The sequence below is a fragment of the Campylobacter sp. 2014D-0259 genome, assembly GCF_008000505.1.
Lineage (GTDB): Bacteria > Campylobacterota > Campylobacteria > Campylobacterales > Campylobacteraceae > Campylobacter_D > Campylobacter_D jejuni.
In genome coordinates, this window is record NZ_VOAQ01000024.1 from 107876 (window position 1) to 125322 (window position 17447).

Sequence of the window (17447 nt, forward strand, 5' to 3'; positions counted from 1 at the left end):
TTAAGCCTTTCTTAAATGCGTCAAAATTGCCTCTAAAATATCATCATCGTCTTTGCTTTTTGCCTTGATGAGTTCTTTTTCATCATTTAAAGCAGTAAATTGAATATTTTGCTCATAATTGCTAATACTTTTAAATTTATTTAAAGCTAAAATTTTAATGATAATCAAAGATAAAAATTGCTTAGTATAAATGTCAAGTTTTCCAAAGCGATCTTCAATTTCACCTTCGATCTCATAAACCTCATGAACTTGCTCACACTTGCTAAGTCTTCTATAAAGTTCTAATCTTAAGCGATCTTCGCTGATAAGTTCGCTGTTTAAAAAGGCATTAACATTGAGTTTTAAATCAAGTTTATTTTCTTTTTGATCCACTTCATTTTTACTTAAAGCATTAAGTTCATCTTCTAACATTTTAAGATATAAACTATATCCAATTTGCTCGATATGTCCACTTTGATCTACGCCTAATAAATTTCCACCGCCACGAATTTCAAGATCATGATAAGCCAAAACAGAACCTGCGCCCAAAAAAGAATTGCTTTCTAAAGAAACAAGACGCTTTAAAGCATCTTTTGTGATAGCATTTTTATCTTCGATTAAAAAATAACAATAACCTTGCTTATCACTTCTTCCTACACGCCCACGCAATTGATGCAAATCAGCCATGCCAAAACGATCGCTTTTTTCTACTATGATAGTATTTGCATTAGGTAAATCAATCCCACTTTCTACAATAGAGGTACTTAAAAGCAAATCATATTCTTTGTTTTCAAATTTCAACATTTCTTCTTCTTGCACCTTGGCATCGATTTTAGAATGTAAAATCAAAATACGCAAAGTAGAAAAAAGTTCTAATAAATGTTTTTTGCATTGCTCTATACTTGCAATATGATTATGAATATAAAAAATTTGCCCACCACGTCTTAACTCTCTTGCTATAGCTTCTTTTAAAAGTGCGTCATCATTTTCTTTGACAAAAGTTCTTACATCCATTCTATCTTCTGGTGGAGTTTGCAAAACACTATAAGATTTTATAGAACTTAAAGCTTGATTTAAGCTTCTTGGTATAGGGGTTGCTGACATGGATAAAATATGTGAATTTTGAGTGATTTCTTTAAGCTTTTCTTTTTGCTTCACTCCAAATTTATGCTCTTCATCAATAATAACAAGAGCTAAATTTTCACATTCTACACTTAAAAGCGCATGAGTTCCTACAACTACACAAGCTTTATTTTCTTTTAAATTTTGTAAAACTTGTTTTTTTTCTGCACTACTTGTAAAGCGATCCAGTTTAAAAACCTTTATATCAAAAGGATCAAAACGCTTTTTTAAGGTTTTATAATGCTGATGAGAAAGCAAAGTTGTAGGCGCAAATAAAAATGCACAAAATCCACTTTTAACTACTGGATAAATAGCATTCATAGCGACTTCTGTTTTTCCAAAACCCACATCACCGCTTAAAAGCCTATCCATAACTTTTCCACTTTGAAAATCTTGCAAAATTTCATGACAAGCTTTCTCTTGATCGCTTGTATAAATAAAACCCGCACTAGTTATAAAATCAGCTTGTCTACTTAAATCCACTGTGATTTTTTTTGCTTGCACTAAAGATCTTTTAGCCGCCATAATAACAATTTCAGAAGCTATGGCTAAAAGTTTAGTTTTTAATTTTTCTTTAAGTTTAATAAAGCTTGTTTTACCTAGTTTGTCTAAACTTGGAATAGATCCACTCACGCCCAAATATTTATCAATTAAATAAAGATTTTCCACTGGTAATAAAAGCTTATCAGAATTTTGGTACTCTATAGCAACAAACTCTTTTTTTGCTCCGCTTATCACTATCATCTCAAGACCTAAAAATTTACCCACTCCGTAATCTTCGTGTACTATATAATCCCCATTTTTAAGCTCATCTATAATCAAACTAGCTTTTTTTCTTGTTTTTTGTTTTTCTTTTTGATTTAAAGAAATGATTAGCTCTTCAGGACTAATAAGATTAAGCCTTAAATCACTTTTTACAAAATAGATATTTTGAGTATCTTCAAGCTCTAAAGCTTTAAATAAAGCTTCGTTTTTAGCTAAAAGTGTGATTTTTTTATTTTTATGAAATTCAAAAAAATCTTTATTGTAAGAACTTTGCAATTCTTTAAATTTTTTAGCTTGAGGTAAAATTTTTGCATTCACAAAACTTACATCTTTTTCATATTCGTTAATATCAAACTTTTCACAAGCTAAAAAATCAAGTTCTAAATAATCAAAAAAATCATCAATACACCAAAACCCTAAAGAATTGATATCATGTATTAAAGTATCACTTTGAAAATCTTCTAATTTGTCCTTAAAAATTTCATAATTTTCTTTGTCAAAATATTTTAAAAAAGGACAAATTTCAAAATGTTCTAGTTCGTTAGGAATAGACTTTTGACTTTGCAAATCAAAATATCTTATACTTTCAATCTCTTCGCCAAAAAGCAAAATTCTAATAGGATTTTCTTCATTGATACAAAAAATATCAATAATATCCGCACGAATTGAAATTTCACCTTTATCCTGAACTATATCTACAAATTCGTATCCCAATCTTGAAATTTCATCTTCAAAACATTTCAAATTAAAATTTTGTTTTTTATCGATATGATAATTTTGCAAATGTTTTTTTGAAGGAAGTTTTTTTAAAACAGTATTTAAAGGAGAAATAAGGATTTTTTTTTCTTCTTCTTTATGATAAGCATTTAAAATCTTGCAAAGATCAAAAAGTTCTTTGGAAAAAGCCCTTAAATCATCTCCAAACTGCGCTCTAAAATCAGGTAAAACAAAGGTTTTTAACCCCTTAAATCGTGAAACTTGAGCAAGTAAATCTGCTTGTTTTTCATCTTTACAAAGCAAAAGTTCACAAATTTTTGGATTTTGTAGGTATTCATAAAATGAAGCTTGCATTATTCTTCGTTGTTATTTTCAATAAGTTTGATAGTATCTTCTTTAATTTTACTAGTTCCATTAAAGCGACCGCCATTTTCTATAGAAATTTTTTGCGTTGAAATATCGCCATTAACAACTCCGCCCGCTAAAATTTCTAAACTATTGGCCTCAAGTTGCCCTTCAAAATACCCATTTACTACAATTTTATCTGCTTGTAATTCACCTTTTAAATTTCCATTTTTTCCGATAACTACAATGCTTTCAGAATGAATAATACCACTTAACTCTCCATCAACATGAAGCATAGAAGCAAAATAAAATTTACCCTCAATTCTCGCACCTGAAGAAATTACTGTTGTTTCTGAGCTAGAGCTGGATGTTGGGCTGATACCGCCTTTATTAAAGATTGCCATGGAACTCTCCTTTCTTGATTAAAAAAATCATTCATATTTTTTCTTTGCAAATTTAAAAAATACAAAGGTTCTAAAGTTTTATTAATAAACCTTACCTCATAGTGCAAATGCGGCCCCGTAGAAAGACCTGTATTGCCACTATAACCTATCAACTGCCCCTTGCTAACAAATTGACCTGCTTTGACTACTTCTTTGCGCATCATATGAGCAAATACTGTTTTAAAACCAAAATTATGCAATAAAATTACATTATAGCCATAGCCATTATCACTATAACCTGAAAATTCCACTACTCCACTTGCTGGTGCATAAATAGGAGTACCAATTTCTGCTCTTAAATCAATACCAGGATGAAATTCCCTTCTTTTTAAAAGCGGATGCTCTCTCCAGCCAAAATTTCCTGTAATGCCTTTATTTTCAATAGGCCATCCATTAGGAATTTGTCCCAAAATTCCAAGTTGCTGCTCATTGGTAAGCTGAAGATTATCAAGTCTTGCACTAATTGTAAGATTATTTTCTGCTTCTAAGCCCAAAGCCTCTTCAAAAGAAGCTATTTTATCTTCTATAGCTGCATACTGCTGAGTTTTTTCTTCTATGCTTTTTTGCATTTGCGAATTAGATAATTCCAATTCTTTGCTTTTTTTCAAAAGCTCCTCACGCTTTTCACTGATATCGCTAAGTTTGCTATCGAGATATTTGATATAAAAACCACTAAAAACTAAAAATAAAACAATAAAAGCAATAGTATAAAAAACTATTTTTTTGATTATTTGATTTAAATAAAAATGTCTTGAACCGTTAATATCTGTAATGGTAATAGTGAATTTATTTTTTACCACACCACTCCTTTAAAAAATTTTCTACCAGCATAAAAGAACCAAAAACTAGATTTTTTTTATTCTCTTCTAATTTTACAAATTCTTTGCATTGTATGCCTAGCTTTGATGCAATACTATAAATTTCATCATCAGCCAGCTTTCGTTCTGCACTTTTATATTTATATATTTGTATTGTATCAATAATAGGCTTTAATGTATTTAAAATTTGAAAAATATCCTTATCCAAATAAGCATTATAAATAAGATTTATTTTCTCTCCTTGAAATTTATCAAGCATAGCCTTAGCAGCCATGGGATTATGACCCACATCAACAAAAAAATTTGGAGAAATTTCTTGGCATCTTCCTTGTAAATTTAACCCTTGTAACTTTTTTAAAGCTTCTAAGGTTTTTTCTTGCGAAGTTAAAATTTCACAAGCCTTTAATGCAAGCTTTAAATTATGCTTTAAAAAACAAGGTAAAACAAACTTTTTACAATAAATCTCAAATTTTTCTTTCAAAAAAGGATTTAAGGAAGAAACTTGCAAATTAGCTTTTTTTAAAAAAGCAATTTTTTTTGCTAAATTTAAAACATTTTGCTCTTGCTCATCACTTATAAGTGCTACAGGCGCCATAACTTTAAGCTTGGTTCTTGCAATATCTTCTAAAGAATTGCCCAAAATTTGAATATGGTCAAATCCAATTCTTGTAAAAATATTCATTCTTCTTTCAAAAACAGAAGTAGCATCATATTCTCCACCCACTCCTGCTTCTAAAACAATGAAATCGCATTTTTGAAATAAAATCATAGCTAAAAAAGTAGCATATTCGAAATAACTTAATTTTTGCAAGTCTTGTTTAAAAATTTCTTCAAGTCTTATATGAGCTTGTTCTAATTCTTCATCATTCGCAATCTTACCATCAAGATAAAATCTTTCATTAAAACTGAAAATGTGCGGGCTAGTATAATGCCCTATTTTATAATTTAAATTTTCTAAAAGTTGGGTTAAATATCTACCCGTGCTACCTTTACCATTTGTGCCTATAAGTTGAATTATAGGAATATTTTTAAAATATTTCTTATATTTTTCATACATTCTAAACATCAAAAAACGATCAATTTTATCGTAATTTATACTTTTTTGAGCTAAAAAATTCTCAACTTTCATTATGTTGTTCATTAACCGCTGCAATTTGCTTTATTAACTCATCTAAAATATTAATACTTGGCTTACTTTGCTTATCAAGATAAGCCACGTGAATTTTAGGAGTTATAATATCTTGCTTATAAATAAATCTAAAATTTTCTATAGTTTTAAGATTTGTATTTACAAGCTGTGTAATTTCATCTTTGCTTTTTCCTGGCGAAACAATCAAATAACTCTTTTCATCTATCATCCACAGTTCATCAAATTCGCTACAAGAATCTTTTAAAATTTTTTTAAATCGAACAAAAATTTCATTCAAACTTCCCATGCCGTATTTTTCCATAATGAAACGGTAATTTACTATAGAAAATAAAGCTAAAGAATAATTAACTTTATACTTATTAAAATTTTCATCCATTTTATCAAGCTCTTTAAGAACACTCCAAGCCTCTCTCTCCTCCAAGCTTTGCGTGAATTCAATTTGATTATTTAAAGATGTAATTTTTTCTCCAAGTTGTTTAAATTTTAGTTTTAAATCCTCAAAACTAAGTTTTACTTCCCCATTTTCATCTGGTTTTAAAGTATTGATAAAATCCATATTTTTTTCATTCGATTTATTAAGTAAGACAAGCAATTCATAGATTTTTTTTAGATTATCATTAAAAAAATTTAAATTTTTTTGGACATACATATTATCAACCATTATACGATGATTTATAAATTCCATTAGTTCATTTTTAAAATTTTCTTCACCTATCACAAAAGGCTTTTGTGTTAAATTTTGTATAAAACCTTGAATTTTTAAATCTTCCACCAATGAAGGATTTAAACCCAAGCATAATAATTCACTAAAGTGCTCATAACTACGCTCTTCAAGTTTAACTAAGAGTTTTTTAATCACGCTATCATAATCATCATATTTACTAATGCCATATTTACGAGCTTGTTCTTCTAAGTCATTTTCATCGTAATTTCTTTCAAGCTCTTTCCATTTTTTAGTAAGCAAGTAAATACTTTCACTATCCATAGTTTTAGAAATTCTAATCGAAGTCACCTTAGCCAAATCTCTTATCTTTTTATCCTTACTTATTTGCAAAGTTTTAGATATAGTATATAAAAAATCAAAAAATTCACTAAATTGTTTTCCGCTTTGTCTATTTAAAACAGAAATTAAAAAACTAATTAGTTCTTCTAAACTTCTTATAGTTTTAGAATTTAATTCTTGTTGATAAATCGGTAAAAGCAAGGTTTTGTATTTGTCAAGTTTAGCTTTATTTGAGCTTGTGATACCATATTTTAAAGATAATTCTTCAAAAATTTCCGTATAATTTTCAGGAGTTGGTTTTAGTTTTCTTTCTTTTAATGCAATTAAAGTTTGCTTTGCTATTTCATTAGTATTTGGAATCACGTTTTTGCCCTTTAATAGCAATTACGGAAATAAACTCATCAAATGCCTCGCTTGAAGCTGCTCGAATAGCCTCATACCTTGCAGAATCGCTAATAATACTATTTGGAGAAATTTCAAAATTATAACTTCCACTTGTACTAAAAGCCTGACTTGAACCATCTTTAAAGACAACATTAAAATCTAAATTTAATTTAGCTTTATAACTAATAACATAGCCATTTTTATCATAAGCTAAAGGAATAAATTCTAAATTATTCATTTTAACATTAATTACATCATCTGCCTCGTGTTTTAAAGCAAGTTTACGCCCTAATTTTGAAATTACCATTTCTTTTAAAGTATCGGCAACATAGATACTATTTTTTGGGTCTTGTTGACTTAATTCAACATTAACATAAACCTTCTCATCGAAAATATTATTAGCGATTTTTGATGTAGGAACATATCCACAAGCACCTAAAAATAAACCTATACAAAAAATTAAAATCTTTTTCATTTAATCACTAGATTAACTAGCTTTCCTTCCACATAAATTTCTTTAACTATACTCTTACCTTCAAGCCATTTAGCAGTATTTTCTTTTGCAAAAGCTAAAATTTCTTCTTTGCTCGCACTACTTGAAATTTCAAATTCAGCCCTTTTTTTACCATTAATACTTACAGCTAAATTTAAAGTATCTTTTACAAAAATCTCTTCTTTAAGTTCTAATTTTTTGAAATTTTTACATTTAAAAAGCTCCTCGCTAAGCTCAAAACAAACATGAGGAATAATAGGCTCTAAAATATTTAAAATAATATAAAAAGCCTCTTGCTCCAAAGCTTCGTTTTTACAAAGCGCTAAAGCATTTAAAGCTTCCATGCAAGCTGCAATTAAAGTATTGAAAGCAAAACTTTGATGATAAACTTCAAAAGATTTTTTCAAAGCTTCATATACCTTTAATCTTGCATATTTTTCTTCTTTGTTTAAATTTTCTTGTTTTAATTCTACAAGCTCACCTTTTTTAACATTTTGCGCCCTATCATAAAGTTTGCAAATAAATCTATAAGCCCCTTCAACAGCATCATCATTCCATTCAAGCTCTTTAGCCGGAGGCGCAGCAAAAAGTATAAAAAGTCTTGCGGTATCAGCACCGTATTTTTCTATAATCTCATCAGGATCTACAACATTGCCTTTTGATTTTGACATTTTAGCACCATCTTTTAACACCATACCCTGAGTTAAAAGTCTATCAAAAGGTTCATTTTGCGTTAAATAACCCAAGTCTCTTAAAGCTTTTTGGAAAAATCTCGCATAAAGTAAATGCAAGATTGCATGTTCAATACCACCTATATATTGATCCACACTCATCCAATACTTCACACTTTTTTCATCTAAAGCTTTTTCCTGCCAAGTTTTCTCATCACTTGCAAAACGTGCAAAATACCAAGAACTTTCAAAAAAAGTATCTAAAGTATCGCTTTCTTTTTGAGCCTCTTTGCCACATTTGGGACAAATACAATTTTTCCAAGTTGGATGTTTATCAAGTGGATTGCCCTCTCCTGTAATTTGCACATCTTCAGGCAGAGTAATAGGTAAATTTTCTAGTTTTTGAGGTACTATACCACAGCTTTGACATTTAATCATAGGAATAGGCGCACCCCAATATCTTTGACGCGAAACACCCCAATCACGAATTTTAAAATTTACAACCCTTTTTCCTATATTTTTAGCTTCAAACTGAGAAATAATTTTTAATCTTGCCTCATTACAATCAAGATTATCAAATTCTTGACTATGGATTAATTTTCCTGATTTTTGCGTATAAGGTAAATTTTCTTGAGTTTGAATAACTTGTTTGATGGCAAGATTATATTTTGTTGCAAATTCAAAATCTCTTTCATCATGAGCTGGAACAGCCATAACCGCTCCACTACCATAATCAGCCAAGACAAAATTAGCCACCCATAAAGGAATTTTTTCTCCGCTTAAAGGATGAATGGCATAAATTCCTAAAAAATAACCTTCTTTTTCAGAACTTTGTCTTTCTCTTGGGCTTTGATTTTGAATAGCTTTGATTTTATTTAATACATCTTGATTTAATAAATTTTGCGAAAGCAAATTTTGAACAATTTTATGTTCTGGAGCTAAAGCAATATACGAAACTCCATAAATTGTATCTGCTCTTGTAGTAAAAACTTCTAAAGAACTTTCTTTAGTTTTTTGCTTGCTTTCTTCGTCTAAATTTAAAGAAAATTCCAAACCTTCGCTTTTACCAATCCAATTTTCTTGCATAGTTAAAACTTGATTAGGCCATTTATCTTTTAATTCTTCTAAATCTTTTAAAAGTTCCTCAGCATAAGCAGTGATTTTTACATAATAACCTGGCATTTTTTTCTGCACCACTTCATGACCACAACGCCAACATTTTCCGTCTTCAACTTGCTCATTAGCCAAAACCGTTTGATCTTGCTCACACCAATTCACATTTGCTTCTTTAGTGTAAATCAAACCTTTTTCAAACATCTTAATAAAAAATTCTTGCTCAAATTTTGTATAAAGTGGATCTGAAGTAGCAAGCATTCTTTTTTTAGAAAAAGAAAAACCTAAAGAAAAAAGTTCTTTTTTCATATAAGCTATATTTTCATAAGTCCATGACTTAGGATGAATTTTATGTTTAATAGCTGCGTTTTCAGCAGGCATACCAAAGCTATCAAAACCTATAGGATGTAAAACATTAAATCCTATCTTGCGATAATATCTTGCTAAAGCATCACCTATAGTATAATTTCTTACATGCCCCATGTGAATGCGTCCGCTAGGATAAGGAAACATCGATAAAATATATTTTTTAGGCAAATTTAAATCATCTTTTGGCTCAAAATATTCATTTTCATCCCAAATTTTTTGCCATTTTTTTTCTATTAAACTTGCTTCATAAGCCATAAATTCTCCTTACACTGTTCCTTTTTCATACATTGCACGATTGCGTTCTTTATCTTGTTTTCTTTTTGCTTTTTCAATTTCTTTATTTCTAAACTCAAGCACACTAAATTTAAACCATAATAATGTCGGACTTGCAACAAAAATAGAGCTTAAAGTTCCCGCTATAATACCTACAATTAAAGCCAAAGAAAATCCTTGTATCATTTCCCCGCCAAAGAAATAAAGTATCACAACGGTTGCTAAAGTTAACCCTGAAGTTAAAACCGTTCTTGATAAAGTTGCTGAAACACTTTCATTGATAATAGGTGCAAGTTCGGTTTTTTTACTGGTTTTAATGCCTTCTCTGATTCTATCAAAAATAATAATTGTATCATTCAAAGAGTACCCAAGCACAGTTAAAACAGCAGCCAAAGTATCTAAATTAACATCAATTTTAAATAAAGAAATTGCCCCTAAAGTAATCACAACATCATGAATTTCACTGATTATAGCCGCAAGAGCAAAACGCCACTCAAAACGCAACGCTATGTAAATTAAAATTGCTATCAAAGATACAGCTATAGCCATAAGTCCTTTATTTCTAAGTTCATCACCTACTTTTGGACCTACCACATCAGCACGACGCACTTCAAATTTTCCCGTATCCTTTAAAAGAGTGCTTATATGCTCGCCTATATCATTGCTTACATTATCGTTGCTTCCTAAAAAGCGTATGGTTACTTCTTCATTGCTTCCAAATTCAGTTACAGATAAATTTTGAAAAGTTCCTTGTTTTTCTAAAATTTCTCGGATTTGTGTTATAGGAGCTGCATTTTCATATTTAAGCTGAACTAAAGTTCCTCCGCTAAAATCAATACCATATTGCAAACCCCTATCCCAAAGCAAATAAATAGAACCAAAAAACAAAATAAAAGAAAGAGAAATAGCAGCAAAACGCATTCTCATAAAATCATAAATTTTCTTTTCGCTAAAAAACTGCATTATCTTCTCCTGTAACCAAACCAAAATCTTGTATTATTACTTTTTTCTATGCGTTGCATAAAATAATCAAACATTCCGTGAGTTCCTAAAATAGCTGTAATCATAGAAACGACAATACCAATTCCCAAAGTCACAGCAAAACCTTTAACTGCTCCTGTTCCATAGGCATAAAGTGCTACCGAAGTAACTAAAGAAGTGATATTTGAATCTATAATCGCACTCATAGCATTTTTATAACCTTGTTCTATACTAGCTCTTATATTTACTCCATCTCGCAAGAGTTCTCGTATGCGCTCATTGATAATCACATTTGCATCTACCGCCATACCCACAGTTAAAACAAGTCCTGCCATCCCTGGTAAAGTTAAAGTTGCTCCAAACATAGCCATAACAGCCACTACTACCAAAACATTAACCAACATTGCAATATTTGCAAAAATTCCTGCCACACCGTAATACATCATCATAAATATTACAATAAAAACCGATGCACCGATTAATGCTATCATACTCATTTTAATACTATCAGCACCTAAAGATGGTCCTATACTTCTTTGTTCAAGTAATTTTACAGGCGCAAGCAAAGCTCCACTTCTTAAAGCTACCGCCACATCACGCGCTTCTTCTTGGGTAAAAGCTCCACTGATTTGCCCACTACCTCCGCCTATGCGTTCATTGATAGATGGAGCAGAATACACTTTATTATCAAGTACAATAGCAAGACGCTTTCCAACATTTGCTCCTGTATAATCAGCAAATTTTTTAGAACCCTCGGCATTTAAAGTAAAATTAATCACAGGATAATTACTCTTATCACTAATCCCTACTCTAGCATCAGTAAGCATAGATCCATCTAAAATAGGTATGCTTTTTAAGGTATATTTTAAATTTGGATTTCTAGAATCAGACACTAAAATCAGTCCATAACTCGCAGCCTCAGCATCGCTCATTGTAGAAGCTTGACCCATTTTAGAATCATCAACTTCCATAAGTTGCAAATGTGCTGCTTTTGTGATGCGCTCTTTTGCTCTTAGTTCATCTTCTTTGGTTTTAATCCCTGCAAGTTCAACCAAAATCTTATCATCACCTTGTTTAGCAACTGTTGGCTCTGCTAAACCAAATTGATCAAGCCTATTTCTTATGGTTTCAACTGCTTGCAAAAGTGCAAAATTTTCTATATTTTTTACTTCTTCTGAGGTAAAAGAAATTTTATAGTGCATATTTTCACTTTGTATATTAATTCCTTTTATTTCTTTAAGCAAATTTTCAACTTTTGCAATATCTGCATTATCAAGCAAAGTAAATTCTAAAATATCATCATGGGTATTTAAGCCATCATTTAAAATATTTTCTTTATTAAAAGAATAACTCAATGAAGATGCAATTGATTTTATTTTAGATTTTACAGCTTCTTCATTATCTACACCTAAGAGCATATAAAGCCCGCCTTGCAAATCAAGCCCTAAATTAATCTTCGCACCACGTTCTGACTGCAAAAAAGAAGGGAGTGAAAAAGCCACTCCAAAAATAAATACCGCTATAAAAATAATCAAGCGATAATTGATTTTAGAATTACGCATCAATTTTCTTTGCTATAAATTCTCTTGAAATTTTTGCAGTAACATTGTCTTCATTAAGCTTAACTTTGATAAAATCCTCCTCTGGTTTTACGACTTCGCAAATAAGTCCGCCATTAGTGATGATTTTATCTCCTTTTTGCAAAGACTCAAGCATTTGTTTATGTGCTTTTGCTTGTTTTTGTTGCGGTCTGATCACCAAGAAATAAAAAATTGCAAATAACACTACAAGAGGTAACAATGAAGTTAAAATTGAATTTTCTGCCATATTTTTCCTTTATTCCAAAAAAATTAAACACTAATTCTATCATTTTTAAAATAATAAAAGTCTTTTTTATTGCAATTTTACTTTCAAATTCTATTTATCTATCATTTTTTGAAAATATTTTTACACAAACTATTAGCCCATTTTTAGCTATTTGGGGCTTAGTTTTACTCCTAAAAAGTAAAAATTCTAAACAATATTTTTGGATAGGTTTTTTTGTAGGGATTCTTTGGTTTTGGTGGATTGGTTTATCTTCAATTTATTTTAATCTAAACTATTTAGTGCCAATTATACCAATTATCATTGGTTTTATTTATGGACTACTTTTTAGATTATGTTATTTATTAAAATTTGATTTTTTAAGGCTTTGTGGAATTTTTTGCATAAGTTTTATCCATCCTTTAGGATTTGATTGGCTTAATTGGGGAATTTTTACAGTTTATGGTTTTTTTGACCCAAGTTATCGTGGTATTATTTGCATATTTTTAATAGCATATTTCATCTATGAGGGTTATATATCAAGATATTATAAAATAGCGATTGTTCTTATTTTATTCTTTAGTGGATTTCAATATAATGAAAAACAAGCTCAAACTCTTAATTTAAACTATAAACTCATCAATACTAATATCTCTCAAGATCAAAAATTTTTACAAGAAAATTTAAAATCAAATTCTGATATCTTAATTCAAGATATACTTCAAGCTATAAATGAAAAAAAAGAACTTGTAATCTTGCCTGAAACCGCTTTTGCTTTTGATTTAAAAAATACCAAATACGAGCTTATACTTAAAGAATTATCTTATAAAATCACCATTATTACAGGAGCATTTCATGTTGAAAAAGAGCATACTTATAATAGCACTTATATCTTTAAAAAAGGCAATGTCTATATTTTAAATAAGCATTTTTTAGTTCCCTTTGGTGAAGAAATTCCATTTTTTAAAGACTTAACAAAAAAATATTTTCTTAAAAATATTGAAGAATTTTCCAAAGGTCCTATACAAAGCAAATATAAATTAGATAATCAAATTATCACAAATGCAATTTGTTATGAAGCTACCAAAGAACAAAACTATCAAAATTCACAAATTATTATAGCCCTAAGCAACAATGCTTGGTTTAATAATAGCAGCGAATACAAACTCCAGCAACTCTTAATGAAATTTTATGCAAGTAAATATGGGGTTAGTGTTTATCATGCTACAAATGGCAAAGAGAATATAGTTATACTCCCTAAAAAGCTTTTAAGTAAAGATTGGAAAAATTTATCCAAAGAAATATTTAATGATAAAAAATAATATTAAAATTTTAATTTTAAAGTAATTTAAGTTATTTTATATTATAATTCTGTCAAACAATATTTTGACTTAGAGGGGTTTTTACCCCAAAAGCTAAATTAATTTAGCTTCCTTCCTAACTTTTATATTTATGAGGGATATTGAAAAATATCCCTCTAAGTCAAAAATTAATATAACCTCATTAATTCTTTATAATTATACAAGCCTTATTTAAGCTTGTATAATATTGTTAATTTTTTAAAGTAGCTTTTTAAACTGTTCTAGAGCATCAAGTTTTTCCCAAGGATAGTCCTTTTGTCCTACTTGCCCACGAGCTGCTACATCCGCATAAAGAAAAGTTTCTTTACTTGGTTTATCCAGATGAAATTTATCACGAATCCAATTTGGTGTTAAAGAGAAATTTTGCATAACAAAATCACTTAAAACATCGTCATTTACACTAGTATTTGTGCCCATACAATCCACGCTTACCGAAGTAGGTTTTGCAACACCTATAGCATAGCTAAGTTGAACAATACATTTTTTAGCAAGCCCTGCTGCAACTATGTTTTTAGCTAGCCATCTACCTGCATAAAGTCCACTTCTATCAACCTTAGTATAATCTTTGCTCGATTGTGCGCCACCACCTATTGGAGAATAACCTCCAAAACTATCTACTATAAGCTTTCTTCCTGTTAAACCACTATCATGCAAAGAAGAATGATTAACATATTTACCGGTTGGATTAATTAAAATTCTAGTTTTATTAGGATCAAAAAGTTCTTTTGGTAAATTACTATCTAAGATAAGTTTCATCACCAAAGATCTTAAATCTTCTATTTTCATACTTTCAACACAAGGTGCAGAAACTACTATAGTATGGATACTTTGCGGTTCGCAATTTTCAAAATTCGCCTTAGTACCATAATCAATAGTTACTTGAGTTTTAATATCTACTCCAAGTTCATGTGGATTTGCTTTTGCATAAGCATAAACTCTATCGCATAGCATTCTTGCATAACTAATAGCTGCTGGCATGTATTCTTCAGCTTCGCAACTTGCAAAACCAAACATAATACCTTGATCACCTGCTCCTGTTTCGCCATCTTCTTGATCGACACCTTGATTGATATCAGGGCTTTGTTCATTTAAAAACACCATAACATCAACTTCATCAGGATGCAAACACTGCTCTTTACTAAAATGCCCTGCTCCGTCATAACCAATGTTTTTTAAAACATCTTTAACTAAATTATCGTAATCAGCTTTACTAAGCTTGTGATTTGACTTAACTTCGCCTCCTATCACAACCTTATTTCCTGCGACAAAAACCTCACTCGCCACCCTTGAATTTTTGTCATTTTTCAAGAGTATATCCACTATCGTATCAGCGATTATATCAGCGCACTTGTCTGGATGACCTGCACTTACGACTTCTGAAGTGAATAGATACATAAAAAGTCCTTTCATTTAAAATGAACCACAATTGTATCCAAATAAACTTATCAAAGCTTGATAAATTAAAAATTTACTAAAATTAAGCAAAAGTTAGTTAAAATCAACTTCTGATATAAAAAATATTTAAAAGGTTTTTATGTTTTCTAAAATCATTCAAAGCTACGCTAAAGGCAACCTCATAGTTCAAATTTGTATAGGTATAGTACTAGGAATACTCATAGGCATTAGCTCTAAAGAAATATCTGAAATTGCAAATTTACTCGGAATACTTTTTACAAGTGCCTTAAAAGCTATCGCTCCTATGCTTGTTTTTATTTTAATTTTAACCTCAATTTGCACTAAAGATTTTTCTCAAAGTGGTGCTAAGATCAAAAATATTATTATTTTGTATATAGTAGGCACCTTTCTTGCTTCAGCTTGTGCGGTTCTTGCTAATTTTTTCTTCCCTGTAAAGCTTGTTTTAGATGGAGTTCAAACCGCTACAAACTCATCTCCAACCCACATGAGTGAGATTTTCAAAGATCTTTTATTTAAAATTGTCGATAATCCTATAAATGCTCTATCAAGTGGAAATTATTTAGGAATTTTAACTTGGGCAATAGCCGGAGGTATAGCATTAAAACACTGTTCTAACGAAGCAAAACAAGTTTTTATAGATATCAATGAAGGGGTTTTAAAAATTGTTAAATTTATAGTAAAACTTGCTCCTTTTGGAATTTTTGGACTTGTGGCTAATTCTGTAGCACAAACAGGAGCGCAAGGTTTACTAAGTTATGTAAAACTTTTAATTTTACTTGTAACTACTATGCTTTTTGTTACTTTTGTTATTAATGCCTTAATAGTCTTTTTTTATACAAGAAAAAATCCTTTTCCTTTGATTTTTATCTGCTTAAGGCACAGTGCATTTTTTGCTTTTTTTACAAGAAGTTCGGCAGCAAATATTCCTGTAAATATGGCACTTTGTGCCAAACTTGGCATAGATAAAGAATTTTATGGCATTTCTATACCTTTAGGAGCTACTATCAACATGGCAGGAGCGGCAGTTACTATAGCTATTTTAAGCCTTACTGCAGCCAATACCGTTGGTATAGAAATCAGTCTTTTACAAGCCTTTTTATTAAGCATTATTGCTACCTTTGCAGCTTGTGGGGCTAGCGGAGTTGCGGGCGGATCTTTACTGCTTATACCTTTGGCTTGTTCTTTATTTAATATAGACTATGATATTGCTATGAAGGTAGTTGCCATAGGTTTTATTATAGGGGTTATTCAAGATAGTGTTGAAACTGCTTTAAATAGTTCTACAGATGTTCTTTTTACAGCAATTTGTTCTAAAAATGAATTAAATTACAATATCAAATAAGGTAAAAACATGCGTCATCTCATCACTACAAAAGATTTTAATAAAGTCGAAATTATGGAGCTTTTTAAAGAAGCAAGTGATTTCTTAGATGAAAAACCTAGAACTTTTCTTAAAGGAAAAAGTATCACGACAATTTTTTTTGAAAACTCTACACGCACCCTTTCATCTTTTGAAAGCGCTGCAAGAAGATTAGGCGCTAGGGTTTTACGCCTTGATGTTTCAAGATCAAGCTCTAGCAAAGGAGAAACTCTTTATGATACTGCTGCTAATTTAGATGCCATGAGTCCTAATGCTATTGTTGTAAGACACGCAAACTCAGGAGTTCCCTTGATATTAGCAAAGCATATACATTGTCCAGTTGTTAATGGAGGAGATGGAAAACACGCCCATCCTACTCAAGCTTTGCTAGATTTATTTACTATTTATAATCATTTTCAAGGTGATGTCGAAGGTAAGAAAATTTGCATCGTAGGTGATATTAAAAATTCCCGCGTTGCAGCGTCTAATATAGAACTTTTAAGCAGATTTAATCTTGATATTACCCTAGTAGCTCCACCGCATTTTATGCCTAATACCCATCTTAAAAAACATTATAAGCTTGATGAGAATATCATAGCAAATTCAGATATTATCATGAGTCTTAGAACACAAACAGAAAGACATAATAAAACCGTTTACGCTTCACTTAAAGACTATGCAAATGATTTTTGTATTCAAAAAAGCTTAGTAAAAGATAAAAAGCTTATTTTACTACATCCAGGCCCTGTAAATCGCAATATTGACATAAGCGATGAAATGATGAGCGATGAAAGAACTTTAGTTTTAAAACAAGTTAAAAATGGAGTGGCCATTAGAATGGCTGTTCTTAAAAAACTCATATTAGAAAATGAAGGATAAAA

Annotated in this window: 14 protein-coding genes; 3 read left to right on the forward strand and 11 right to left on the reverse strand. The window is 30.3% G+C overall.

Annotated features, from left to right (window positions below):
* From SR63_RS05175 to yajC, 10 genes are read right to left on the reverse strand one after another with little or no spacing between them, the layout of a single operon-like run.
* Nucleotides 1-2937, reverse strand: coding sequence for a DEAD/DEAH box helicase (locus tag SR63_RS05175; protein WP_002877766.1), 2937 nt, complete (start codon nt 2935-2937; stop codon nt 1-3).
* Nucleotides 2937-3332 (reverse strand): polymer-forming cytoskeletal protein, encoded by a 396-nt coding sequence (locus tag SR63_RS05180; RefSeq protein WP_002868630.1) that lies wholly within the window; start codon nt 3330-3332, stop codon nt 2937-2939. Before SR63_RS05180 ends, SR63_RS05175 begins: the two co-directional genes overlap by 1 nt.
* The gene (locus tag SR63_RS05185; RefSeq protein WP_002866112.1) at nt 3269-4171 is read right to left on the reverse strand and encodes a M23 family metallopeptidase; all 903 of its coding nucleotides are present in this window, start codon (nt 4169-4171) and stop codon (nt 3269-3271) included. The genes SR63_RS05180 and SR63_RS05185 overlap by 64 nt, the downstream gene beginning before the upstream one ends.
* On the reverse strand, nt 4158-5342 hold the full coding sequence (locus SR63_RS05190) for a folylpolyglutamate synthase/dihydrofolate synthase family protein (RefSeq protein ID WP_072238646.1): 1185 nt from the start codon (nt 5340-5342) through the stop codon (nt 4158-4160). Before SR63_RS05190 ends, SR63_RS05185 begins: the two co-directional genes overlap by 14 nt.
* Nucleotides 5308-6705, reverse strand: coding sequence for a hypothetical protein (locus SR63_RS05195; RefSeq protein ID WP_002858150.1), 1398 nt, complete (start codon nt 6703-6705; stop codon nt 5308-5310). The genes SR63_RS05190 and SR63_RS05195 overlap by 35 nt, the downstream gene beginning before the upstream one ends.
* Entirely contained in the window at nt 6689-7201 is a 513-nt protein-coding gene (gene lptE / locus SR63_RS05200) for an LPS assembly lipoprotein LptE (RefSeq protein ID WP_002860199.1), read from the reverse strand. The genes SR63_RS05195 and lptE overlap by 17 nt, the downstream gene beginning before the upstream one ends.
* On the reverse strand, nt 7198-9627 hold the full coding sequence (gene leuS, locus SR63_RS05205; protein WP_002866114.1) for a leucine--tRNA ligase: 2430 nt from the start codon (nt 9625-9627) through the stop codon (nt 7198-7200). Before leuS ends, lptE begins: the two co-directional genes overlap by 4 nt.
* A gap of 9 nt (nt 9628-9636) precedes the next feature.
* Entirely contained in the window at nt 9637-10608 is a 972-nt protein-coding gene (gene secF, locus SR63_RS05210) for a protein translocase subunit SecF (RefSeq protein WP_002853635.1), read from the reverse strand.
* Nucleotides 10608-12188, reverse strand: coding sequence for a protein translocase subunit SecD (gene secD / locus SR63_RS05215; RefSeq protein ID WP_002866115.1), 1581 nt, complete (start codon nt 12186-12188; stop codon nt 10608-10610). The genes secF and secD overlap by 1 nt, the downstream gene beginning before the upstream one ends.
* Nucleotides 12181-12453, reverse strand: coding sequence for a preprotein translocase subunit YajC (gene yajC / locus SR63_RS05220; RefSeq protein ID WP_002786346.1), 273 nt, complete (start codon nt 12451-12453; stop codon nt 12181-12183). The genes secD and yajC overlap by 8 nt, the downstream gene beginning before the upstream one ends.
* Between yajC and SR63_RS05225 the strand changes: the two genes are divergently transcribed.
* Entirely contained in the window at nt 12426-13751 is a 1326-nt protein-coding gene (locus SR63_RS05225) for an apolipoprotein N-acyltransferase (RefSeq protein ID WP_002877769.1), read from the forward strand. The two genes, yajC and SR63_RS05225, sit on opposite strands and share 28 nt — an antisense overlap.
* Before the next feature lie 237 nt (nt 13752-13988).
* On the opposite strand, the gene metK is transcribed toward SR63_RS05225, so the two are convergent.
* Nucleotides 13989-15185 carry a methionine adenosyltransferase gene (metK, locus tag SR63_RS05230; protein ID WP_002866117.1) on the reverse strand — a complete coding sequence of 399 codons (1197 nt, stop codon included), beginning with the start codon at nt 15183-15185 and terminating at the stop codon, nt 13989-13991.
* Between the two features lie 139 nt (nt 15186-15324).
* Between metK and sstT the strand changes: the two genes are divergently transcribed.
* Nucleotides 15325-16548 (forward strand): serine/threonine transporter SstT, encoded by a 1224-nt coding sequence (gene sstT, locus SR63_RS05235; protein ID WP_002866118.1) that lies wholly within the window; start codon nt 15325-15327, stop codon nt 16546-16548.
* Between the two features lie 9 nt (nt 16549-16557).
* Complete coding sequence (locus SR63_RS05240) at nt 16558-17445, forward strand: aspartate carbamoyltransferase catalytic subunit (RefSeq protein ID WP_002866119.1); 888 nt, start codon at nt 16558-16560, stop codon at nt 17443-17445.
* The last annotated feature ends 2 nt before the right edge of the window (nt 17446-17447 follow it).